Origin of the sequence: Corynebacterium sp. Marseille-P8863, assembly GCF_946902955.1 — a bacterium.
GTDB classification, from domain to species: domain Bacteria; phylum Actinomycetota; class Actinomycetes; order Mycobacteriales; family Mycobacteriaceae; genus Corynebacterium; species Corynebacterium gottingense.
The window spans coordinates 96,324-119,466 of record NZ_CAMPQC010000013.1 but is presented as its reverse complement, the minus strand read 5'-3'; the positions used below and the strand labels follow the sequence as shown (position 1 = coordinate 119,466).

The 23,143-nt window shown below is 64.2% G+C and carries 14 protein-coding genes and 5 tRNA genes; 7 read left to right on the top strand and 12 right to left on the bottom strand.

Annotation, left to right across the window (positions count from 1 at the left end):
* Window positions 1-157: 157 nt before the first annotated feature.
* Both tgt and OVO38_RS09580 read right to left on the bottom strand, forming a co-directional pair.
* Window positions 158-1,420, bottom strand: coding sequence for a tRNA guanosine(34) transglycosylase Tgt (tgt, locus tag OVO38_RS09585; protein WP_095546872.1), 1,263 nt, complete (start codon window positions 1,418-1,420; stop codon window positions 158-160).
* On the bottom strand, window positions 1,417-3,843 hold the full coding sequence (locus OVO38_RS09580; RefSeq protein WP_267208351.1) for an MMPL family transporter: 2,427 nt from the start codon (window positions 3,841-3,843) through the stop codon (window positions 1,417-1,419). Before OVO38_RS09580 ends, tgt begins: the two co-directional genes overlap by 4 nt.
* Window positions 3,844-4,099: 256 nt before the next feature.
* On the opposite strand from OVO38_RS09580, the gene OVO38_RS09575 reads away from it, so the two are divergent.
* Complete coding sequence (locus OVO38_RS09575) at window positions 4,100-4,348, top strand: DUF6973 domain-containing protein (protein WP_416358586.1); 249 nt, start codon at window positions 4,100-4,102, stop codon at window positions 4,346-4,348.
* Window positions 4,349-4,365: 17 nt separating this feature from the next.
* Complete coding sequence (locus tag OVO38_RS09570; RefSeq protein ID WP_109561210.1) at window positions 4,366-4,659, top strand: hypothetical protein; 294 nt, start codon at window positions 4,366-4,368, stop codon at window positions 4,657-4,659.
* A gap of 127 nt (window positions 4,660-4,786) precedes the next feature.
* On the opposite strand, the gene OVO38_RS09565 is transcribed toward OVO38_RS09570, so the two are convergent.
* From OVO38_RS09565 to OVO38_RS09550, 4 genes are all read right to left on the bottom strand, one after another.
* A tRNA-Ser gene (locus OVO38_RS09565) sits at window positions 4,787-4,874 on the bottom strand.
* A gap of 50 nt (window positions 4,875-4,924) precedes the next feature.
* Window positions 4,925-5,137, bottom strand: a complete 213-nt coding sequence (locus tag OVO38_RS09560; RefSeq protein WP_095275245.1) for a CsbD family protein — start codon at window positions 5,135-5,137, stop codon at window positions 4,925-4,927.
* 44 nt (window positions 5,138-5,181) lie between these two features.
* The gene (locus OVO38_RS09555) at window positions 5,182-5,649 is read right to left on the bottom strand and encodes a nucleoside deaminase (RefSeq protein WP_233127049.1); all 468 of its coding nucleotides are present in this window, start codon (window positions 5,647-5,649) and stop codon (window positions 5,182-5,184) included.
* On the bottom strand, window positions 5,639-6,130 hold the full coding sequence (locus tag OVO38_RS09550; protein ID WP_095275246.1) for a tRNA adenosine deaminase-associated protein: 492 nt from the start codon (window positions 6,128-6,130) through the stop codon (window positions 5,639-5,641). Before OVO38_RS09550 ends, OVO38_RS09555 begins: the two co-directional genes overlap by 11 nt.
* A gap of 42 nt (window positions 6,131-6,172) precedes the next feature.
* On the opposite strand from OVO38_RS09550, the gene OVO38_RS09545 reads away from it, so the two are divergent.
* Complete coding sequence (locus OVO38_RS09545; RefSeq protein ID WP_095538035.1) at window positions 6,173-7,219, top strand: prephenate dehydrogenase; 1,047 nt, start codon at window positions 6,173-6,175, stop codon at window positions 7,217-7,219.
* A 64-nt stretch (window positions 7,220-7,283) separates the two neighbouring features.
* On the opposite strand, the gene OVO38_RS09540 is transcribed toward OVO38_RS09545, so the two are convergent.
* The 3 genes from OVO38_RS09540 to OVO38_RS09530 form a co-directional block, all read right to left on the bottom strand.
* The gene (locus tag OVO38_RS09540) at window positions 7,284-9,737 is read right to left on the bottom strand and encodes an LPXTG cell wall anchor domain-containing protein (RefSeq protein WP_267208349.1); all 2,454 of its coding nucleotides are present in this window, start codon (window positions 9,735-9,737) and stop codon (window positions 7,284-7,286) included.
* 169 nt (window positions 9,738-9,906) lie between these two features.
* Complete coding sequence (locus tag OVO38_RS09535; protein ID WP_267208348.1) at window positions 9,907-16,764, bottom strand: carboxypeptidase regulatory-like domain-containing protein; 6,858 nt, start codon at window positions 16,762-16,764, stop codon at window positions 9,907-9,909.
* Between the two features lie 1,031 nt (window positions 16,765-17,795).
* Window positions 17,796-17,868, bottom strand: a tRNA-Arg gene (locus OVO38_RS09530).
* A 275-nt stretch (window positions 17,869-18,143) separates the two neighbouring features.
* Here OVO38_RS09530 and OVO38_RS09525 point away from each other — a divergent pair.
* Entirely contained in the window at window positions 18,144-20,129 is a 1,986-nt protein-coding gene (locus OVO38_RS09525; protein WP_267208347.1) for a hypothetical protein, read from the top strand.
* A gap of 44 nt (window positions 20,130-20,173) precedes the next feature.
* Here the strand turns inward: OVO38_RS09525 and OVO38_RS09520 are convergent.
* Window positions 20,174-20,249: transfer RNA gene (locus OVO38_RS09520), tRNA-Arg, on the bottom strand.
* Window positions 20,250-20,251: 2 nt separating this feature from the next.
* A tRNA-Ser gene (locus OVO38_RS09515) sits at window positions 20,252-20,343 on the bottom strand.
* A gap of 83 nt (window positions 20,344-20,426) precedes the next feature.
* Between OVO38_RS09515 and OVO38_RS09510 the strand changes: the two genes are divergently transcribed.
* Both OVO38_RS09510 and OVO38_RS09505 read left to right on the top strand, forming a co-directional pair.
* Entirely contained in the window at window positions 20,427-20,843 is a 417-nt protein-coding gene (locus OVO38_RS09510; protein ID WP_267208346.1) for a hypothetical protein, read from the top strand.
* A gap of 47 nt (window positions 20,844-20,890) precedes the next feature.
* Window positions 20,891-22,024: an aminotransferase class V-fold PLP-dependent enzyme gene (locus OVO38_RS09505; RefSeq protein WP_267208345.1), complete on the top strand. Its 1,134-nt coding sequence runs from the start codon at window positions 20,891-20,893 to the stop codon at window positions 22,022-22,024.
* A 6-nt stretch (window positions 22,025-22,030) separates the two neighbouring features.
* Here the strand turns inward: OVO38_RS09505 and OVO38_RS09500 are convergent.
* Window positions 22,031-22,118 (bottom strand) — tRNA-Ser (locus tag OVO38_RS09500).
* A gap of 54 nt (window positions 22,119-22,172) precedes the next feature.
* Between OVO38_RS09500 and OVO38_RS09495 the strand changes: the two genes are divergently transcribed.
* Window positions 22,173-23,135, top strand: coding sequence for an NAD(P)H-quinone oxidoreductase (locus tag OVO38_RS09495; RefSeq protein WP_267208344.1), 963 nt, complete (start codon window positions 22,173-22,175; stop codon window positions 23,133-23,135).
* Window positions 23,136-23,143 lie beyond the last annotated feature (8 nt).

Genomic DNA, 23,143 nt, shown 5'->3' with positions numbered 1-23,143 from the left:
CTTTTCGCCTCAAAACATGCTCGATCGCGGCCTGTACGACTGCGCGTTCTGCATCCCCTATGCGGTCGAAAAACCTGGAAAAATTTCCACCGTCGTAGATCTCAATTTTCCACTGCCGTGTGCTCTCCCACATCGCCCCCCGCGAAATTGTCTTGGTCTATCGCTGCTTGGCGTAGTAGCGCCCCATGAACTCGTCGCGGTACGCCTCGTACTCGCCGGCGTCGATGGCGGCGCGGATGTTGTCCACCAGCCGGATCATGAACTCCAGGTTGTGCATGGTGCACAGCGTGCCAGCGAGGAACTCCTTCGCCTTGAGCAGGTGGTGGATGTACGCGCGGGAGTAGTTCTGAGAGACGTAGCCGCCGAACTCCTCGTCCACACCGGCGAAGTCGCGCTTGAACCGGGCCGCGGTGAGGTTCATGCGCCCGTCCAGGGTGTACACGCCGCCGCGGCGCCCCAGGCGGGTCGGCGCGACGCAGTCGAAGGTGTCCGCGCCCGCCTCCACGGCGGTGAAGATGTCGTCCGGCTCGGAGATGCCAAGCAGGTGGCGGGGCTTGTCGGCGGGTAACTCGTCGGTGACCCAGCCGACGATAGTGCCCAGGTTCTCCTTTTCCAGCGCACCGCCGATGCCGAATCCGCCGAACCCGCGCTTACCCTCCTCTCGGGCCTCACGGTCCAGGTCTAGCAGGCCCCGCACCGCGGATCGGCGCAGGTCCTCGTACTGCGCGCCCTGCACCACGCCCCACAGCGACTGCAGCGGCTTGCCCTCGCGCGCCAGAGTGAGGCGGTCGTGCTCGTCCAAGCAGCGCTTCGCCCAGCGGCGGGTGCGCTCCACGGAGTGCTCCTGGTAGTCGCGGGTGTCCACCAGGGTGGTCAGCTCGTCGAAGGCGAACATGATGTCCGCGCCCAGCTGGTGCTGGATCTGCATGCTCACCTCAGGGGTGAAGCGGTGCGAGGAGCCGTCGATGACGGACTTAAAGTCGACGCCGTCGTCGTCGACACGCGCCATGCGGTCCTTGTTGGCTGCGCGGATGTCGCTCTCGTCCAGGTCCGCGATGTCCATCGCCAGCACCTTCTTGAAGCCGACGCCCAGGCTCATCACCTGGAAGCCGCCGGAGTCGGTGTAGGTCGGCCCGTCCCAGTGCTCAAACGCGGCCACGCCGCCCGCCTCGTCGACGATGTCCGGGCCCGGCTGCAGGTATAGGTGGTAGGCGTTGGACAGGATGGCCTGGGCGCCGGTCTGGTGGATCTGCTCCGGGGTCAGCGTCTTCACCGTCGCCTTCGTGGCCACGGGGATGAACGCGGGCGTCTGAATGTCGCCGTGCGGAGTGTGGATCGTGCCCGTGCGGCCGTGGCGGCCCGGCGCGGGCTCGAGCTCAGTGCCGACGGTGTAGGAAAGATCGGTGTGTGCGGGGTTCATCGGGCGGGCTCCAGTTCTGCAGTGTCAAGGTTGGTGCGGTGGTCTTCAAACTCGCGCTCCAGGCCGGTGCCCTCCACGTCCACGTGCGGCAGGATCCGGTCGAGCCAGCGGGGCATCCACCAGGTCGAACGACCGAGGATGAACATGGTGGCCGGGACGAGTGCCATCCGGACGAAGAAAGCGTCGAAAAGCACTGCGACGCCGAGCGCAAAGCCGAAGATCTGGATGAATGGGAGCGGCTGGTTGATGAAGGCCACGAAGACGGCGATCATGATGATCGCGGCGGCCGTGACCACGCGCGCGCCCTGCGCGAAGCCGTCGACGGTGGAGTGCTGGACGGCGTGGATTTCCGCGTCGGGGTCGCCCTCGCGGCGCAGCTTGAGGTAGTGCTCGCGGATGCGCGTGACCAGGAAGACCTGGTAGTCCATGGCCAGGCCGAAGGTGACGCCGATGAGGAAGATGGGCAGGAAGGACAGAATCGGGGTCGGCGTGTTGACCAGGCCCAGGAAGCCCTCCTGCCAGAACAGGACCGTGACGCCGAAGGCCGCGCCGACCGAGAGCAGGAAGCCCAGGCCCGCGACCACGGGCACGAGGATGGAGCGGAACACGATCATGAGCAGCAGGATCGCCAGCCCAACCACGATCGCCAGGTAGAGCGGCATCGCGCCGCTGAGCTCCTCGGTGATGTCCATCTGCACCGCCGTGAGCCCCGTCAGGCCAATGGTCACGCCGGTGGCGTCCTCGACCTGGTGCAGGGTCTCGCGCAGGCCGTGCGCGACCTCGAGCGTGTACTCCTCCTCCGGGCCGCCCTGCGGGTAGGCCACCATCTGCGCCGCGGTCATGTCGTCGTTGACACCAATGAGCTGCGCGTGCTGGATGCCGCTGACCGTGCCGGCCTCGCCGACGGCGTAGAGGAAGGAAGCAAGCGCCGCCTTCTCGGCGTCGCCGCCCTGCTCGTCCGGGATCGCGTCCATGTACGGCCGCAAGATCTCCGAGTCTGGGTTCGCCGCGTGCGCGTCCACCACGACGAGGAACGGCGCGTTCACGCCAGGTCCGAAGCCTTCCGCCATGAGCTCCGCCGACTTGCGCTGGGTGGTGTCGAGGTTCGAGGTGCTATCCGACGGCAGCGCCATCTCCAAGTCCAGCACCGGTGCAGCCAGCGCGCCCAGGCCCAGGACCACGCACGCCATGACCACGGCCGGGAACTTCCGCACGAAGTTGACCCAGGTGCGGCCCATGGACTTTTGGTCCAAATCTTTCGCGGGGCGCTTCCCGGGGCCGGGCTGGCCGGCCACGCCCGGGATGCGGCCCGCGAACGCGCGGTCGCCCCACAGGCCGAGCAGCGCGGGCAGGAGCGTGAGCGCCACGAGCACGGAGACCAGCACCGTCAGCGCGGCAGCGAGACCCATCCAGGAGAGGAACTCGATACCCGCCAACACCAGCGCCACCAGGGCGACGAACACGGTCGTGCCCGCGAACACGACGGAGGACCCAGCGGTGCCCACCGCCATGCCGGCCGCGTCGGGGCCGGACAGCGTCCTGCGCTCCTGGCGGTAGCGGGACAGGATGAACAGGGCGTAGTCAATGCCCACCGCCAGGCCGATCATCACGGCGAGCACCGGGGTGACGTTGTTCAGGTCCACCCAGTGCGTGGTCAGCACGATGGCGAGCGCGCCAATGCCCACGCCCACCACCGCAGTGATGAGTGGGATCGTGGAAGCCGCGAGGGAGCCAAACGTGATGAGCAGGACCAGGAAGGCGACGCCGAGGCCGATGAGCTCGGAGGTGGTGTTGATCTCGATCGGGTCGCCGAAGCCGGCGCCGCCGGCCTCCACCTCCAGGCCGGCGTCGCGGCCGATCTGCATCGCCTGGTTCACCACGTCGCGGTCTGCCTGCTCCACCGTCATGGAGGACTCGGCCCCAAACTCGAAGGTGGTGTAGCCGATCCGGCCGTCGTCCGAGACCATGCGCAGGTTGTGCGCGTCCGCCTTCGCCGTCTCTTCCGGCAGGCCCATGTCCGTCATCTGGGTGACGATCATGTCCTGCAGCTCGCGGTTGACCTCGACCGGGTTGCCAAAGCGGTCGGTGCCGCTCAGCCCCTCGAGGTTGTCCTCGATGTAGCCGACCGTGTCGTCCATCGCCCGCATGTATTCCGGGCTGTCCAGCGACTGGCCGTCGGGCGCGGCGAACACCAGGTTGACGCCCGGCGCGGTGGCCACGTTGCCCTCACCGGGGAAATTCTCCTCCAACGTGTCCAGCGCGGAGATGGCGGGCGTGCCGGAGATGGAGAACTCGGAGGTAAACGGCCGCATCAGCGAGAGGGCGCCCGCCGCGGTCGCGCCGAGGATGCACAGCCACGCCACGATCACCCGCCATTTGCGCAGGTAGGACCATCGTCCTAGCCGGAAGAGGAGCTTCGCCACAGATCACACGGCCCTTCGGGTGTTGGGAAAGAGAGGTCTTGCGTACGTTTCAAGTACTCGGCCAATCATAGTGGTCGGGCACGCTGGGCCAAAGGGGTCACAACTCAGATGACGAGGACGGGTTGACGAAGATGCGGGGAGAGAACCGCAAGGGGCTCGTCACGGGGATCTCGTCAAACAGGCTCTTTTGTTTGTGCAGTTAGTGGCAATGGACCGCCTTTTCTTTGAACTCGCTCTTTGAACTCGGCAGAATAACATTCAGGACGCTGATAGGCATTGTGTGTGGCAGGCGCTGACAACGATCCGGGTTAACGCAGATTTTGCACGAAAAATTGGCGATGCCCACGAAACAGACCATCCTGGTTCTCCTGAAGCTGGGCACATGGATCAAACAAACAATGCCATTGGTCGAGACATTGGATTGCGACACGAAGGAGATGCAGCGGGCGCCATCAATGAATGTCATGCGCAGGCTAAGAACGGTGGTCTGATCAAGATAAACTGATTGGTAAGGAATTTGTTGTGAAAGAAAGAACGATCATTCCGGAAGTGCTTTTTGGAATTGTCTTGGGCTTCGCAACCCTTTATGGCGGAGTGCTCCTGTCCACATGGCTTCCAATACCTTTCGTTTTCTATGGGCTACCTCTACCTTCATTGGTGGTGTTGGGCGTATTAGCCATGTCTGTCTACATGTTGAAAAAGGATCGGCTTAGCGACCGATCATGGCGTGCTTTTGCCTTCACATTCGCCGCGTTTTTCGTCGTATCAGCGTTCTTATGGGTGAGCACAATTTCTGGCTATGGAAACTTCGCATAGTCTATAGATATGGAACCGCTGTAAGGCCAATATAGTTAGCCTCTCTAGATTGAAGTCTAGAGGCTCAAACAGGTACGAACGCAAAAAGTGGCGCACCCCCAACATCCGGGGATGCGCCACTTTTCTTTGGCGGTAGCGGCGGGATTTGAACCCGCGGAGGTTTGACCCTCACTCGCTTTCGAGGCGAGCACCTTCGGCCGCTCGGACACGCTACCGTGAAACAGAATAACGGTAGGGTGCGCCGGAGACCAAATCCGCCCGCGGCTTACTTCTCGCCGTCGACGCGGTCCTGGACCTTGCCAGCGACCTCGTTGAACTTGTCCTTCACTGCGTCGCCAGCGTCCTCGAGCTTCTCGCGCACGCCGCCCTTGAGCTGGTCGGCCTTGCCCTCGTTCTCCAGGCTTTCGTTGTCCGTAACCTCGCCGGCTGCCTCCTTGGCCTTGCCCTTGAGCTGGTCTGCCTTGTCCTCAAAACCCATGACGGTCTCCTTTTCGGTCGAGTCTGTTGCTAACGCAGCCCAGCTTACCGAAGGTCCCGGAAGAACGCCTCCAGCAGCGCCGCGTTTTCCTCCGCCAGCACCCCCGCGCGCACCTCGACGGTGTGCAGGTGGTGGGGGTCGCGGAGGGCGTCGAAAAGCGAGCCCACCGCCCCGGTCTTGGGTTCCCACGCACCGAAGACCAGGGAGGCGACGCGTGCGCCGAGGATGGCACCGGCGCACATCGTGCACGGCTCCAGCGTGACCACCAGCTCGCAGCCGTCCAGGCGCCACGTGCCCAGCTCACGGGCGGCGGCGCGGATCGCTTCCACCTCGGCGTGCGCGGTCGGGTCGCCGTCCGTCTCCCTGCGGTTGACTCCCCTGCCCACGACGCGCCCCGACGCATCAAAGACGAGCGCGCCGACGGGGACGTCACCGGCCGGGGTCGTGCGCGCCAGGTCCAGCGCCTCGCGCATGCGGGCCTCGGCGCGGCGCTGCGGTGCGCTAGTCCGCATCCCCGAGTGCGTCCGCGAGCTCGTCGCCGAAGCCGAGCTCGTCGGCGAGCATGAAGGCGAGGTCTTCGGGGTCCGCGTCTTCGTCGATAAGCACACTGATCTGCTCGCTGGAAACCCCGAGGTCCGCAAAGATGTCAAAGTCACCGTCGCCCCACGCGTCGACCATGTCCAGCTCATCGGGGTCGATGTCGGGCGCGTCGATCCCCGCCTCCGCGAGCACGGACTCCGCAAACTCGTCATCCACGGCCATCGTCGCGTCCGACAGCAGCACCCGCGCGCGCACCGGCCCGGGCCGCACGACCACCAGGTAATCGTCCTCAACGTTGAGCATCGCAAACGCCGGCCCCTCGTTGCGCAGCGCACGCACCGCGCTTATCGACGCCCCCATGTCCCCAAAATCATCCGCGTACCCACGGACATTCCACACCCCGTTGTGCTGCGCCACCGTCACGGCCCAGCCGCCCGTGTAATCCTCGCTCATGTTCGCCCACAGTAGTCGGCACGGCGGGCCGTTGTCATTAGAATGAGGGGCGTGAATCTCAGCGACGCATCCCGGATCCCCAGCACCCGCCTCAAGCCCGTCTGCATCGTCGGCCTCGGGCTCATCGGCGGCTCCCTCCTCCGCGACCTCGTAGCCCAGGGACACACCGCCTACGGCTACACCCACTCCCGCAATGGCACCCGCGCCGCGCAGCGCGACGGGTTCGACGCAACCAATTCGCTTATCGACGTCCTCCAGCGCGCCCAGCGCGACGACGCCCTCATCGTCATCGCCGTCCCCTTCGAGGCGGTAGCCGACGTGTTGGACGCCATCGCCCAGTACGCCCCGAGCTGCGGCTTTACGGACGTCGTCTCGGTGAAGAAGCCGGTGTACGACCTCGTCCTCGCGCGCGGGATGGGCGAGCGCTACGTGGGCGGGCACCCGATGGCGGGCACCGAGCACTCCGGCTGGGTGGCGTCCCAGGAGGGCCTGTTCTCCCGCGCCGCCTGGGTGGTCACCTACGACTACGCCCTGGAAGTGGACCGCGTGCCGGAGTGCTGGTCGCAGCTGTTCGCCCAGGTGTGCAAGCTGGCGGCCGCCGCCGGTGCCGAGGCAGTGCCGGTGCGGGTGAACCCGCACGACGAGGCGGTCGCCCGCGTGTCCCACCTGCCGCACGTGCTCGCAGAGGCGCTCGCCCTGGTGGGCGACAAGGGCGGGACCCTCGCGCAGTCGCTGGCCGCCGGCTCCTACAAGGGCGGCACGCGCGTGGCGGGCACCGACCCGGTCCTGGTGCGCAACATGTGCGAGACGAACGCGGAATCCCTGGTCCGCGTGCTTGACGAGTACATCGAGGTCCTCCACACCGCTCGCGCCGACCTCGCCGGCGCCACGCCGTCGATGAAGCAGCTCGCCGAGTCCGGCCACCGCGCCTACACCCGGATGAGCGCCCGCTCCGGCGCCCGCCGCGAGTCCGTCTCCCCGGTGAAGATCTCCTCGCGGCCCGTCATGCGCCTGCACCCGGGTGCGCCGGGGTGGGTGCGCCAGCTCCAGCAGATCGAATCCCTGGGCGGGCGCGTCGAGGTGTTCTAGCAGTGCCCTGAGACACGAAGAACCCCCAGACACGGTGTCTGGGGGTTCGCCTCTGCGTCCGGTGCTATTCGCCCTCGCGGCGGCGGCCCATGTACATGTAGGCGCCACCGGCCAGGAGCAGTAGGAGGCCGAGGGTGATAACGGTGGTCATCGGCGTACCGGTCTCCGCCAGATCACCATCGCGGCTGGAGGACTTGGTCGTCTCGTCCGAATCATCCTGGGAGGAACCGGACTTCTTGTTGCTCACCGTGCGCTTCACCACGGACTGCTTCTGCTCCACGCTGGTGGTGCGCCCGGTGGACACGCCGCCGGTGAGGTTCGCGCGGGAGTAGCTGGTGCTCTCCGTGGAGGTACCGGTGGTGGAAGTGGAGGTGGACTTGGTGCCCGTCGTCTTGCTTCCGGCCTTGCCGCCACCCAACGCACCGGCCGCGGCGCCCACCGGGCCGAGGATGCCGGCCAGCAGCGGCTTGACCTCATCCATAACCTCCAGGATCTCCTTCGGCTTGGACTTGGTAGAAGTGGTGCTCCCCTTCTTCTTCAGCACGATCTCGCCGGAGTTGTTCTCACGGCTGAACACGAGCTCCTTGTTGCTGTAGCCATCCGGGACCTCGTCCAGCGTGATGCGCACAAAGCGCTCGTCGCCGGACGGGATCACCACGTCGGCCACGCCGTTGGCATTGGTAATGCCGAGGATCGACTCCCCCGACACCAGGACGGCGCTCTCTACCGGGTTGTCGTCCTCGTCCACGACAGTGATGCGCGCGTTCTTCTCCGGGTACTTGCCGTCAGCAGAGTTGGAGTCCTTGGTCAGCAGGATCTCCTCGCCGTCCATCTCACGGTCGACGGCGAAGTAGGAGTTCTTGTAGCCCTTCGGGACGTCGTCTTCTTCCAACCGAACGCGGACGCTCTTCTTACCGGCGGGAATCGTGACAGTGAACTCGCCGTCTTTGTTCGTACGCCCTGCCTCGTCGCCGTTGCGGTCCTCCAGATGCACACGCTTCACCGGCTTGTCGTCCTCGTCCAGCAGTGTGAGCTTCACCTTCGCCGCCTCGAGGTCGGCCGCGGCCGTCGTAGTTGTGCTGGTCTGGCTCTCGTCACCCTCGGTCGTCGTCACCGGGGCGGTCTTCGAGGTGGTGTCAGTCGCGGTCCCATCTGCCTCGCCCGCGTTGAACTGCACGCGCAGCGAGGTGTCGCCAGCAGCGACCGGGAACAGCTCGTCACCAGCCGCGACCTTCACGTCGCCCATGCCCTCGGGCAGCGACAGGCGCGCCTGACCCTCGCGGTCCGTCTTGGCGTAGATCGAGGGGTCCTCGTCCACAATCACTTCGTAGCCACCGACCGCGTGCGCGTTCTCGTCCATCACGGTCACCAGCACGTCGCGCGCCTCGGCCGCGGTGGGCGCCGGGGCTTCAGTGCTTACCGACGAGCTCGGCTCCGTCACTTCCGCCACCTCCGTAGGCACAGCCGGGGCCGGTGCCGGAGCGGGCTCCTTCGCGCTCGGGGATGCCTGCTCGGTGGCCTTCACGGTCGGCTCCGTCGGGGCACCGGTAGCGACGCGGGGCGTCGCCGACTCTGCGGACGGCTTCTGCGGCTCCGTCACCGGCTTGTACCAGGCCCCTGCACGCAGGCTGGCCAGGTTGAGGTAGTTGTCGGTGACGCGGGTGCCCTCGGTGGTCGCAGCGATGAGTAGCGGCTTGGTGGCAACGTCCTTCACCTCGACGGTGGAGGCCTTGTCGTCCGCGAAGACCAGGTTGCCGGCGCGGTTGGTGTAGGCGTAATTCAGGTCGCCCACTTTGGCAGCGTCGACGCCCTTCGCCACGGCGAGCGGCTCGGCGCTGACGGTGGCCTCGCGCAGGTCGAGCGTCCACAGGAAGGGAACGTCCTTCTTCGTCTTGGGGTCCTTGCCGGTAGAGACGGCGTAGAGGGTGTTGGCATCTGCGTCGCCGCCGAGGGAGCCCCACGCGTGCGGTGCCTTCGCGTCGGTCTCGCCGCGCTGCTCCAGTGCGTGGAAATCAAAGGTGAGGGCGCCTTCGTGGGGGCTGCCTGCCGCATCCTGTGAGAGGTCCAGGGTGTGGATGGCGTCGCCGGTGTTGAGCACGAGGTCACCGGCGCGGGTGAAGGCGGCGGAGGTGATGGTGGGGGTCGACGTGGCGTCGTCAAGCGCCAAAGGCCCCATGTCGAGCACCTCACCGGTGACGGGGTGGATACGCAGGAGGTGGTTGGCCGGCTTGCCCTGCTCGGCTTTCGACACCGCGTAAACCCGGTCATTGAACGGGTTGAGTGCGAGTGCGGTGTAGGCCCAGCCGCCGGAGGTGAAGTGCGCCTGATAGGAGCCCGTGCCGGCAGGTGCCTCCTGCACGGAGGGGAGCGCCTCGTTCGCCTTCGAGGCGAGGTCTGCCAGACCCGCAGCGAGCGACGGGTCCTGCGCACTCGCGACGGGCATGAGGGCAACCGTGCCCGCGACCGCTGCCGCGAGCGCGACGCAGCTCAGTTTGCCAGTGTGCTTCTTCAAATTCATGTGGTACCTCTCAGCGTTATTGCGGGCGCACTCAGCCCAAAAACCATTACTAATGTATCCGTGTTGGCAGGCGTTCTCAATACGCAGCGCCGCTCAGTTTCTTAGCTGTATATAAGCGTAAAGCCCGCCGCGTTTCCGCGACGGGCTTTCGCCTCAGTGGTGCCTGGCGTTAGGCGTTGACCTTGGTCGGCTCAGCGGCCGTGGTGAGGGTCTTCTCTTCCTTCTTGGAGGAGGAGCCCTTCGCGTCACCCGTGCTGCTGCCCATCTCTCCGCCGGACTGGCAGGAGGCGTAGGTCAGGCCGAGCGCGAGCGCGCCCAGGCCGATGATGCCTGCCGCGAGGACGCCCGCCGGGACGGCCGGGTCGATCTGCGCCAGCTGGCGGGAGATCTCGTTCATCCACTCCGGGCGCTGGATGTTCAGGCTCGGCATGGCCTGGTTGAACTGCGCCGCTGCTGCGTTGAATTCGTCCTCGAACAGGACCGCCGCACCGCCCATGGCCGCGATCAGGATGCCGATCGGGATCAGCCAGGTGGCCGGGTTGGAGACCGAGGAGGTGTCCGCCAGGCACTTGCCCAGCGAGCTGCCCTTCGGCTCGGGTGCCGGGGTGGTCGTCTCGGTGTACTCGATCGGGCGGTCGAGGAGTCGGACGTCAACGTCCATCTTCTCCTCGTCGCCGGTGATCTCGAACTCCTTCGACTCCAGCGCAGCGCCGATGCCGTTCTCGTTCTTGTCCGGGTCCAGCGGGTCGGCGAGCACGACGCCGCCCGGGTTGCGCATCTGCAGCGTGTACTTGCCAGCAGGCGCGGCGGCGAAGTTGAACGTGCCGTCGCTGTCACTGGTGGTCTTCACGTCCGGCAGGCCGTCGAGGGAGTGCAGCGTGATGTCCATGCCACCGAAGTTGGTGTCCTTGGCATCGCGCTTGCCATCCTCGTTCATGTCAACCCAAATGTTGCCATCAACGTTGGTCACGGCCGGCAGTGCTGCGCCTTCCTCGACCACAATGTGGGCGTTGCCCTCCACGTTCTCCTTCGGCGTGATCACCAGGAGACCGGAGACGTCCTCGCCGTAGTCCGGCTCGCCGTCGACAGGCTTCGCGCGCTTCGGCGGCTCGGGGGCCTGGCCCGCGGCTTCTGCCGCGTTGTGGTGGCGCTTGCCCTTGGCCAGCGGAGGCAGCACGCCCTTGAACACGACGCGCTCGCCCGGCATCAGGGTGCCGTTGAAGCCCTTCGGCGGGATGATCTCCATCGGCGTGCCCTTGCCCGGGTGCTTCGGGTCGAAGCTCTCCTCATCGCCTTCGTAGATGGTGTCGTTCACGGTCACGTTTTCCATACGGATGGAACCGGTGTTGACCACCTCGTAGGTGAAGTAGAGATCTTCGTCCGCGGCCATGTGGACCGGGTCATCCGCGTTAGTAGCAAAGCGGGCGTTGACCTTCTTCTGCATGTTCATGTCCATGAACTTCACGTAAGCCTCGTTCGGCGTGGAGGCGACCATCTTGTCCTGGTCGTCCTTACCGCGCGCGACCGCGATGTTGGCAAACGCGCCCTTCTCCACCGGCGGTGCCATGACCGCGGAGAACACCTTGTACTCGCCCGGCTTCAGGGTGCCGTCCCAGCCCTTCGGTGCCTTGATGGCACCCTGCGCGAACGGGTCCTCGATCTCAATGTCGTGGACCGTCACGTCGGACTCGTTGGTGACGATGAAGCCGTAGATAAGGTCCTCGTCGTTGGGCAGGCCCGGAGCGTCGTCAGGCGTGTTGGCGTCGTAGCCGCGCACACGCTTCTCCAGCTTCAGTGCCTTCTTGGTCAGGTTGACCGTCGGCAGCTCGACGTCCTTGCCCGGGCGGACCGGGATGTACATCGGGTCGACCTTTTGCACGCCCTCCGGCGTGAAGATTTCCACGATGGCGTCGCCCGGCACCACATCCATGGTGTAGTTGCCGTTCTTGTCCACCGGAACTTCCTTAGTGTCGCCGTGGGAGTCGGTGACTGTGACCAGCACGCCGTCGATCGGCTTGCCGTCGCCGTCGACAACCTGGCCCTTGATCTCAGAGCGCGGTGCCTTGACGTTGACAATGCCCTGGTGTGCCGGCTTGTCGTCGGTGACCTTGACCGTCTTCGGCCAATCCTTCGGCTTGGTCCAGCCCTCCGGCAGCTCGAGGTCAACCTCGTAGTCGCCGGCCGGCAGCTTGTCGGTGGTGAAGTGGCCGTCCTTGTCCACGGTCACCGCCGGGAAGGTCTCGGTCGGGTTGCCGTCGGCATCCGTGCCCTTGCCCTTCACAATGACCTTGGCACCCGGGATCTGCTCGTTCAGGTCATCAACGAGCCAGCCGTTGATGGTGCCGGGCTCGCCCTTGTCCACCTTGATCGGTTTCTTGGTCGTCGGGGTGATGATGCGCGGCACCGTCACCTTCTCGCCGTCCTTGACCGTCACCTCGGTGTAGCGCGGGGTGCGGTGGCCGTCGGCGGGATCCACAACGACAACGTAGTCGCCCGGCTCCAGGTCGTCCGACGTGAAGTCACCGGTCGTGGGGTCAATCTCCAGCTCCGAGGTGGAACCGTCCGGGTGACGGACCGTGGCCGTGGTGCCCGGGACGGGCTTGCCCTCCTGGTCACGCACGCCGCCCTCGAAGTTACCCGTGTTGTTCGGGTGATCGCTCGGCTTGGAGTCGAGCACGACGTTGAAGGAGTGACCGTCGGCGTCGGTAACGTCCCACTTCAGGCCGCTCTTGGCCACGTAGTTGCCATCATCCTTGGACACAGTTGCGGTGTAGGCGCCCAGGGCAGCTTCACCGGAGAACTCGCCCTTCTCGTTGGTGACAAACACCACGAACTTCTCCGGGTCGTTGTCATCAACCATCTCCACGACGGCACCCTCGATCGGGTCGCCGGCCGTGTTGGTGACCTTGCCGGACACCTTGGCGTCCTGGGCGGCGACCTTCGCCATCTCGATCGCCTGGACCGAGCTGGTCTTGCCAACGTTGACGGTCACGCTCGGCGCGCTGGTCGGGCGGTACCCGTTCGCGCTCGCCTTCGCCCTGTAGTTACCGGCCGGCACGTCAGCCGCGGTGTAGTCGCCGTTGGCGTCAACCGTTGCCGGGATGACGTCGCCGGTGTCCACGTTCTCCAGCACGACAGCGACCTCGCCGTCAATTGCGTTGCCGTCGGCGTCACGCACGGAGCCCTTGACGGTACCCGTCTGCGGGGTGTCCGGCGTCTTCTCCAGCTGGAAGTCCTTCTGCACGTTCGCGCTCGGCGCGACATCCACTACCTGCGCCTCGGGCGACTCGTAGTCCGCCGCGCGGACCTCGATGCGGTACTGGCCAACAGCCAGATCGCCACGCGAGTACTTACCGTCCTTGTCGGTGGTGGATTCGTAGCTTGCGCCGGTCTCAACGTTTGTGATGGTCACGGTCGCGCCCTCAATCGGCGCGTTCTTCGCGCCCGTGACCACGCCGTGCACGGAGCCGATTGTCGACGTCAACGTGATGTCCTTAGTGACCTTCCCGTTCGCCGGGACGTCCACCACGATGTTGGAAACCTTCTTGTAGGTCTTCGGTGCGTCGACGCTGAGCGTCCACTGACCTGCAGGAACACCATCAAAGTTGAAGGAGCCGTTCTTCGCGGTTGCCGCGTTGCGCTCTTCATCGCCGCGGGTAAGCGTCAGGCTGATGTTTTCCAGCGGCTGACCAGTGGAGTCCTTCACGGAGCCATCGACCGAACCAGGGTTACGCTGCACCTCGATCTCAACCGGGTCGGTGTGGGTACCGGCGACAACGGTGAAGGCAGTCTTGCCTTCCTTGTATTCGTCGTTGCCCGCAACAACCGCGGTGTAGTCGCCCGGCGTCACGGAGTCCATGGAGAACAGGCCATCACTATCGGCCTTAACCGTGTCGACGGTCTGCCCGCCGCGTTGGATCACAACGTCCACATCCTCGATCGGCTTGCCGCTGTCATCCTTCACGAAGCCATTGACGGTGTCCGTCGCACGGTTCACCTTCAGGGCGACGTCGGTCTTCACACCTGGCTTCACTTCGAAGCCCCTGACGTAACCGCCGTGCTCATCAGTCTTTACAACGGTCGCTTCGTGCGGGCCCGGGTTCAACTTGTCCGTGGTGAACTTGCCGTCCGCGTCGGTGGTGTAGGTGTCAGCGCCGTCAATAGTGACGGTTGCGCCTTCAACCGGTGCACCGGTTTCGTCCACTACAGTGCCCTCGGCCCAGCCGTTGGTGCGCTTGACCTGGACATCAGCAACTTCAGTGTTCGCAGGGGTAATGGTCGCGTCCACGGTTTTTGCCTCGTGAGCGGTACCCGCCTCCACGGTAACCGTGTACGAGCCAGCCTTCTGCTCGTTGAACTGGTACTTGCCGTTGGCGTCCGTCTGTGCGGTGGCCACCTCGTTGCCGTCGGCGTCCTTGAGGATCACCTTGGCGTCGTTGACAGATTCGCCAGCATCGTTGGTGACTACACCCTCGAGGTTGCCCGGCGCCCGGGTGAGCTGAATGTCTGCGGTCGACGGACGGTTGGGGCGCACCGTGACGTCCTTGGGTTCGCCGCTGCGTGCGTTGGTAGGCACCACCGAAACGCTGAACTCACCTGCAGGAACACTTGCGAACTTGTAGGTACCGTCCTGGCCAGTTGTGGTCGAGGTCTTGAATTCGACGTCAGGCGCGTCCTTGGCGCGACGCTCACCGTCGATGACAACCGTTGCTCCCGTGACCGGGTTACCCGCGTCATCGGTGATCGTGCCGGTAACGGACCCGGGCTGCGGTGCCACGCTGATCTTCCAGGTGACGTTGGCGTCCTCCACCAGGTCAGGCAGCTTGTTGTCCTTGACGTTTACATAGTCCTCGCCTGGCACAACGGCGACAGAGTAGCCGGCGCCGGGGGCCTGGTTCAGGAACTCAACATTGCCATTCGCGTCTGCCGGCTTGCGCTCGAGCTCCCGGCCGTCGCGAGAAAGGATTACCTCGGCATTTTCCACGGGTTCGCCGAGATCATTGAGCACGGTGACCGTGTACCCCGGGTCAAACCGCTCAACCGTGATCGTGGGCGTAGCCGTCTTGTTCGGCTCTACATTCACCTTTTCTTCGGTGTGCGGCTTCGTCAGTTTCGTCTTACCGACCAGGATCTTGTACTGCCCCGGCTTCTGATCCTTGAGCTCGAACTCGCCGTTTACCACCGATGCGGGGACCCTCGTCCCATCCGGTCGCGTCACAGTGACGTTATCCGGGGAGACGGGGTTACCGGCGTCGTCGACAATCTTGCCCACAATGGAGCCGTTTGCTCGGGTCACCGTGATGTCTTTTGCCGGGGTGGTTTCATTCGGCTTCACGGTGACGTCGGTGAAGTTACCAGTGAAGTTGTTTCCGTCGGTGACGGTCACGGTCTTCTCGCCAGGGAAAACGCCGGGGATGGTGTACTTGCCGTCGCCGTCCGTCGTGGCTTTCTTGCCACCCGCGGAAACCTCGGCGCCTTCAACTGGCTTGCCCGCGTCATCAACAACCGTGCCGGTGATGGTGCCAGGCAGGGAAACCGCGCTGAGGTCCAAAACAAGAGTCTCGCCCGGGCCTGCGTACTTTGGGCCGACGGTAATACCTTTGTAGGTATTGTTCCCCGCGATCGAGGCTGTGTAGTCACCAGGGTCGCGGCTGAGCAGCTCATAGAAACCGCGCTCATCAGTCTTGGTGGTGTAGGTTTTGCCGTTACCCATGACCGTCACCGTGACGTCTTTAAGGGGAAGTCCGTCCAGGTTGGCCTGGCCACCAATCTTGGCCTTGATGTAGTCGAGTTCGACGTTCTGATCCGTGAGCTTTCCACCTGGCCCCACCTCAACGGTGCCAAACGGCTTGGCCTGGGTCTCGTTCCCCTTCTCGAAATTCAGCTTATAACTACCGGGCTGAACACCAGCGATGGTGTACGTTCCGTCTGCGCCAACAATGGCGGATGCCGGGTCGCCATCTCCGGTCAGTGTTACTTTTACACCGGTTGCCGGGAGATTTGTTCCCTTGATGGTCGCCTTGCCAGATACGGTGCCACTATTGCGATTCAGTTGCAGTTCCGCCGTGGCAGGTGCTTCCGCATTCACGGTTACCTTATCGGTGTCACCGCCATGGGCAGCGTTAGCGTTCACAGTGACGCTGTAGTCACCAGGCAGAAGGCCGTCGAATGATGTGTTTCCGTTGGTGCCCGTCTTCTGCTTAGCGCTAGTGGCGCCGCTGATTTCCACCTCAGCGTCTTTGACTGGGGAATTGGCATCGTCGACGACATGCACCGTGAGCGAAGAACGCTTGCGCTTGACCTCGATGTCAGTACCGCGGCTCTCTCCCGGCGCGAGCGTCACAGTCGCGGTCCCAGCCTCGGTGAGCTTAGTGCCCCCAACAGAAATGGTGTGTGTACCGACAGGGAGGTTGGTGATCTTGTAGTACCCGTTGGTATTAGTCGTCGTGTCTACGCCGTTGATCGTGACGCGGGCGTTAGAGACCACGTTGCCACCGTCATCGCGCACGTAGCCGGTCACTTCTGCTGGGTTGGCGGAAATTTTCAGCGGGTCGAGCCTCGCTTTACGGTTGTTGTTATCCACCGTGAACCTTGCAGATTCATCACTGCCGTACTGCCCCAGCGGCGTAACCCGGACCGTGTAGTCACCAAAAGGCACGTCACTGAAGTTGTAATCAAAATCCCCGCGACCAACAGTCTCCGGCTGCCCGACCGGGTTACCGTCCTGGTCCAGGAGCTCGACCTTTGCGGTATCGGTAAAGCTCGTCGGCGCCGTCACCGAACCCGAAACGGTGCCGGTCTTCGCGTTGACGGTGAACGTCAAAGGCTTGGTCTCCCCAGCGCTCACGGAGATGTTCTGGACCGCAGATTCCTCGGTCGTGTCGGTCTCACCGATCTTTACCTCGTACGAACCTGCTTCGAGGCCTTCAATCGAGAACTTGCCGTCGGCAACGGGGCCCATATCCTGGTCATTGACAAGGACACGCGCGCCGTCGGCAGGTGCACCCTTGACAACGCCGTTAATCACAGCTCGTTGAGGCTCTGTCACATGCTTAACATAATTGTTCAGTCGCTTAAGCTCCGGACCGCCTAAACCCGGGCCGAATATGTTTAGCCTAACGTTTGAACCACCACTGCTCTTCGGGATCGTCAACTCCCTCGGAAATTCAAGCCGCAACCCGTTGCCGTAACCTTCGGCGCCATATTCCTCGTCTTGCGTGGCGGTCGCCTTAACCTTGAACACGCGATCTTGTCCGTCGCCCAGGACGCGGTATTCGCCTGCGCGAGCCTCATCAACCCAGACGTAGTATTCCCCCTCCTCAAAGGCGCGACTCTGTTGCTCTGGCCCGTAGTAATCCCTTTTGTATTCGTCCTTTTTTAGTTCTAACGGGCCGTAAAGCTCAACGCCGTGCAAACGGATTTCTTTATCGTCCCTTCCAAGTATCTCAACTCGATACCCGGTCTGCCCATTTTGAGAAAGCTCACGCAATACTTCTGGGGCCTGAGCCCAATTCTCTCCGTAATTTGTGAGAGGGTCCGCATTTTCGAAAGACGCAGAGGTGTTTCCCGCGACCCCTTTAGTTTGCGTTTTGTTCAATTCCTTCAAAGGATCTACGAGATCGGGCACGTCAGCGTCAGTCCACTGCGCCGAAGCCGTCGGCAACAGGCTGTCTCCCGCGGGGGTCGGGATCGCCGGGACGGCCATGCCGCCGATGGCAAGCGAAAGGGCCGTCGCCGAGGCAACGACGGTCCTTTTCATTCCGGAAAACAGCCCGCGTGCAGGCTTATTGTTTCCGCGCATAGTTCTCTCCAATACGTGAGTAAGTACTTGAGGCCTTTACGAGAGCTGGGAAAACTCTCCATCTAATCTCTATTGACAATAATGCCGTAGACAGGCGTATGCCAACTTTTACGCCTAAGGATACACTTAAGATTCACTCATGCAATATTTACTGAGTCTTGACCTGCATAAGTGCGTGCCCTCGCCCTTTAACACCCCGCGTTTCCACCCGCCTGACCGGGCAGAAGAAAACCCCGCCGGAGCGGGGTTCCAACTTGTGCGCCCGGAGGGATTCGAACCCCCAACCTTCTGATCCGTAGTCAGATGCTCTATCCGTTGAGCTACGGGCGCGTCCTGTCAGATTCTCTCTGACAACGAAGAGATACGTTACACCGTTGCTCGCAAAGCGCCAAAACGCCAGGTGAATGGGGGATTGATGGGACGTGAGAGGCGGTGGGGCGTCGATAAGCAATAGCCCCCGAATGTATGTAGAAGGTCGACGCGAATGTACGGAACGCTATACGCGCAGGCAGTAAGGTGCTAGAAATATTAAGGTACTTGCAACTCTGTCCAACTCTTGCCAGCTCAGGGCACGCACGTGCCCACCCAACCGTAAAGGAACCTCCATGGCCCACACTCCGCGCCGCCGCGCGCTCGTCGCCGCGAGCGCCCTGTCCCTCGCGCTGACCGCGCCATCCATCGTCGTGCCGAACGGCTACGCGCAGGACACCACGACCACCGAAACGACTGCGACCTCCTCCACGAGCGTTCCGGACAGCGCCGTGGATTGGGAGAAGGAATACGACGCGAACTTTGCCGGCAATGAGCCCGCGACCGTCCAGGGTCTTGTGCTGCCGGAGGGCTCGACAATCGAGGCCGCGGCAGCGACACTGTTCAACTGGAAGCTGGCTGCAAACGACGACGGCTCCGTTAAGCTGACCCGCCCGCAGAGCGACGTCGCGTTCAGGGACGGACTGCAGAGCATCCCCGCGAAGGTGACGCTGCCGGGCGAGGAGCAGCAGAACGTGACGCTCAAGGTCAACGTGTCCAAAAACGATGCGGCGTGGGTGGCGGACCTACCGGACTTGGGCAGCCCCTACGACGTGGACTTTGAGGGCAAACTTTCCAAGACCGTCGACGAGATCACACTGCCCGAGGGCGTGACCGTGAAGAAGGGTACAGGCAAGCCGTTGTGGGGCGTGTCCACCAAGGACGGAAAGGTCCTGATCACCGCGCCGAGCAACTTCGTTGCGGGCACGCAAGACCTGCCGGTCGAGTTCTCCGACGGCACCACTACCGTGAAACGCACGCTGAAGATCAACGCGTCCAACCCGCAGACCTCGAGTGGCGAGGTCGCCGGCATCGCCGGTGATGTGCTTGGCAAGATCCTCGGCGGCATCGTTGGCGGCGCAACCGGTGGCGGGCTGCTCGGCGGCCTGACCGGTGGCGGCTCGGGCTCTGGTTCCGGGGACGGCTCCGGAGACGGCAAGGGCGGCGGCGGTGTGAACATCAACATCGCGTCCAACAACGGCAACCCGAGCGTGGTCATCACGGACAACGCGAAGGCTGAGATCAAGGACAACCTGGCCAACAACGGCAACCCGGTGATCACGGACAACGCCAAGGCCGAGATCAAGGACAATCTGTCTAACAACGGCAACCCGGTGATCACGGACAACGCGAAGGCAACCGTTGAGATCAAGGACAACCTGTCTAACAATGGCAACCCGGACGTGAAGATCTCCGACAACGCCAAGGCGACCGTGGTGATCACGGACAACGCCAACCCGCACGACAACCTGTCCAACAACGGCAACCCGGACGTCAAGATCTCCGACAACGCCAAGGCGGACATCAAGGACAACGCCAAGGCGACCGTGGTGATCACGGACAACGCCAACCCGCGCGACAACCTGTCCAACAACGGCAACCCAGACGTGAAAATCTCCGACAACGCCAAGGCAGACATCAAGGACAACGCCAAGGCCACCGTGGTCATCACGGACAACGCCAACCCGCGCGACAACCTGTCCAACAACGGCAACCCAGACGTGAAAATCTCCGACAACGCCAAGGCGGACGTGAAGGTCACCGACAACGCCAAGGCGGACGTCAATGTCACGGACAACGGCAACCCCGATGTGAAGGTCACGGACAACGGCAAGGTGGACGGCATTCCGGCGTCTTCCGGCGGCGGCTCCTCCGCGTTCGGCCAGGAGGGCGAGGGCCCGGAGGTTGGCGCAAACGTGGGCGTCGAGGGCGGCTCCTCCGACCCGCGCTGCGCGGCGACCCTCGCCGGCCTGGCGGTGCCGATCCTGGCGATCATCCCGCTCGCGCTGGCAACCCAGCTGACGGTGCCCGGCCTCGAGTCCGTCGGCGCCCAGCTGACCCGCACGCTCAATGACGCCGCACGTAACTTCGGCGTCCAGCCCGAGGCGCTCACCGCCGCCGGTGCTGGCGTGATCGGCCTGGCTACCGCCGTCCTCGCCATCGTCGGCGCACGCACCTGCGTCCCGAGCGTCCGCGATGTGGACATCACCGTCGGTTCCTCCGGCTCCGGCGAAACCCCGTCCACGACCTCCACGGTCGCACCGGTGGTGAAGACCGACTAGGAACGGAAAGCACGAAACCCCAGCTCGCTGAGCTGGGGTTTTCTTGGTGCGCCCGGAGGGATTCGAACCCCCAACCTTCTGATCCGTAGTCAGATGCTCTATCCGTTGAGCTACGGGCGCGGTGGCGGAGACGACAGGATTTGAACCTGCGGCCCTCCGCAAAGAGGGCAACTCCTTAGCAGGGAGCCCCATTCGGCCGCTCTGGCACGTCTCCAGGCCTTTGCCCATCCTACCCACACGCAGCCACACAACCAAATGCGCTGCCTAACCGCGCCGCCAATCCGTATAGTGGTGCGCATGAAACTCAACTCGGACCTTCTCGCCGGCGTCGCCACCCGCGGTGACCTCGGCCCCGCCGCCGCCAACCGCTCCGACTGGATTGTCTGGGCCGTCACGGACATCGACGCCGTTTCGGAGCAGATGCTTATCGACGCCCCCTTGTTCCTCTCCCCCAAACACGCCACCCCCGAGCGCCTCTCCACCTCCACCGTCCTCCTCGGCGTCCCGCTCGGTGAGATCGCGGGCGCGGATCTTGCGGACGTGGACCCGCGCCACCCGGGCGACGCCTCCGTTGCCCCCTCCGCCGCACTCTCGCTGAAGGACGTCGTCGTCATCGCCGGTGCGGACCGTGCGACCGTAAAGCGCGCGAAAGACTTGCTCGGCGCGGACCGAATCCAGTTCCACACCACCCCGGAGCTTTTCCCGGAGACCTAGACCCAAAACGGGTATCCCACGACACACTTCCAACTACGCTGTGGGGCATGACTCAACTTCCTCTCCCCGACATCGACGCTGACGGCCTGCTCGAGTACTCGGTCGTCTTCACCGACCGCTCCCTGAACCACATGTCGCAGAAGTTCATCTCCGCTACGCAGGAAATGCTCACGCTGCTGACCTCCACCTACGGCGCCGACTCCGCCGCGCTCGTCCCGGGCGGCGGCACCGCCGCGATGGAGGCGGTGGCGCGACAACTGTTCACGGGCAAGAAGGTGCTCATCCTGCGCTCCGGCCTCTTTACGTACCGCTGGAGCCAGATCATCGAGTCCGGCCAAATCACGGACCCGGACTCCGTCCGCGTGCTCAACGCGCAGTCGACCAGCCAGGAGCCGCAGCCCTCATTCGCGCCTCCGGCGCTGGAGGAGGTGCGGGGAATCGTCGAGAAGCACCAGCCCGACGTCATCGTGACCGCCCACACCGAGACCGCGGCGGGGCTGACCCTGCCGGACGACTACATCGCGGGCCTGGGCGAGATTGCCAAGGACAACGGCGCGCTGTTCGTGCTGGACTGCATCGCTGCGGGCGCCTCCTTCCCCAACATGGAGTCCCAAGGCATCGACGTGCTGGTCTCGGCACCGCAAAAGTCCTGGTCGGGCTCGCCGTCGACGGGCTACGTCCTGCTCTCCCCGAAGGGCCGCGAGGCGGTGCTGGCCAGCGAATCCACCTCATTCACCCTGGACCTGAAGAAATGGCTGGGCATCTTCGACGGCTACCGCGACGGCAAGGCCGGCTACCACTCCACCCTGCCCACGGACACGATCCTGCACAACCTGGAGATCATGCGCGAATCCGCCAAGGTGGGGCTGGGCGTGCTGGCGCAGAATCAGGAAACGCTCGGCCGACTCGTCCGCGAGGCCGCCTACGAGCGCGGTTTCCGCTCCGTGGCGGCAGACGGCTTCGAGTCCAACGGCGTGGTCGTGCTGTACGCAAACACCCCGGAGCAGCAGTCCGGCGCCGCGTTTACACCGCACGGGCTGCAGATCGCCTCGGGCGTGCCGCTGCAGATCGGCGAGGGCGACGGCTTCTCCACCTTCCGCATCGGCCTCTTCGGCCTGGACAAGTGGGCGGACCCGCAGGCCGCGGCGCAGCGCTTCATCGACGTGTTGGACGCGCTGTAGAAGTTTTGGCGGAGACGAGGGGATTTGAACCCCTGGAGGTGTGACCCTCGCCGGTTTTCAAGACCGGTGCATTCGGCCGCTCTGCCACGTCTCCAACGGGTGAAAAGCTTACAGTATGGCCCCACCCACTCCGTTATCCTGGGTGGGCATGAAAGCAATCACACTCACTGACCCCGACAATCCCCGCTCCCTCGCTCTTGCCGACGCGCCCGAGCCCGCACTCGATCACGACTGCGTGCTCGTCCGCGTCACCGCCGCCGGCGTCAACCGCGCCGACCTCGTCCAGGCGCAGGGCAAGTACCCGCCGCCGAAGGGCGAACCGGACACCATCGGTCTGGAGTGCGCCGGCGTGATCGTGGACCCCGGCACCACCGGCCGCACGAAGGGTGAGGAGGTCGGCTGCCTGCTCGCCGGGGGTGGCTACGCCGAGTACGTGGCGGTGCCTGAGGGCCAGCTCACGCCCAAGCCAGCCAACCTGAGCCTGGTGGAAACCGCCGCCGTGGTGGAGGCCGCCTGCACCGTGTGGTCCAACCTGGGCATGGTCGCCGGCCTACAAGCGGGCGACAAGGTGCTCATCCACGGCGGCGTCGGCGGCATCGGCTCCTTTGCCATCCAGCTGTGCAAGGCGCTGGGCGCGGAGGTCGCCGTCACGGCGGGCAGCGACGAGAAGCTCGCCTACTGCCGCGAGCTGGGGGCCGACATTTGCATTAATTACCGCACCCAGAACTTCGAAGAGGAGCTCAAGGGCTGGGCCGACATCATCCTGGACGTGGTGGGCGGCAAGTACCTGGAGCCGAACATCAAGTCCCTGGCTGTCGACGGCCGCCTGGTCGTCATCGCGCTGCAGGGCGGCGCGAAGGGCACGCTGTCGCTGGGACGGATGATGCCGCGGCGCCAGTCGGTGCACGCCACCACCCTGCGCGCGCGCCCGCGCCCGATGAAGGCACGGATTGTGGAAGACACCGTAAAGCACGTGTGGCCGCTCATCGAGTCCGGCCAGATCGCCCCCAACGTGACCAAGACGTTTCCGCTTGCCCGCGCCGCCGCCGCGCACGAGTACCTCGATTCCGGCGCTCACACCGGAAAGGTCGTGCTCACGGTGGGTGAGTAACTTTTCGG

Bases quoted from the DNA above. Each gene is read 5' to 3' on its own strand.
- tgt (WP_095546872.1), bottom strand. From the start codon at position 1,420: ATGAACCCCGCACACACCGATCTTTCCTACACCGTCGGCACTGAGCTC.
- OVO38_RS09560 (WP_095275245.1), bottom strand. From the start codon at position 5,137: ATGGGTTTTGAGGACAAGGCAGACCAGCTCAAGGGCAAGGCCAAGGAG.
- OVO38_RS09555 (WP_233127049.1), bottom strand. From the start codon at position 5,649: ATGCGGACTAGCGCACCGCAGCGCCGCGCCGAGGCCCGCATGCGCGAG.
- OVO38_RS09550 (WP_095275246.1), bottom strand. From the start codon at position 6,130: ATGAGCGAGGATTACACGGGCGGCTGGGCCGTGACGGTGGCGCAGCAC.
- OVO38_RS09545 (WP_095538035.1), top strand. From the start codon at position 6,173: ATGAGGGGCGTGAATCTCAGCGACGCATCCCGGATCCCCAGCACCCGC.
- OVO38_RS09540 (WP_267208349.1), bottom strand. From the start codon at position 9,737: ATGAATTTGAAGAAGCACACTGGCAAACTGAGCTGCGTCGCGCTCGCG.
- OVO38_RS09525 (WP_267208347.1), top strand. From the start codon at position 18,144: ATGGCCCACACTCCGCGCCGCCGCGCGCTCGTCGCCGCGAGCGCCCTG.
- OVO38_RS09510 (WP_267208346.1), top strand. From the start codon at position 20,427: ATGAAACTCAACTCGGACCTTCTCGCCGGCGTCGCCACCCGCGGTGAC.
- OVO38_RS09505 (WP_267208345.1), top strand. From the start codon at position 20,891: ATGACTCAACTTCCTCTCCCCGACATCGACGCTGACGGCCTGCTCGAG.
- OVO38_RS09495 (WP_267208344.1), top strand. From the start codon at position 22,173: ATGAAAGCAATCACACTCACTGACCCCGACAATCCCCGCTCCCTCGCT.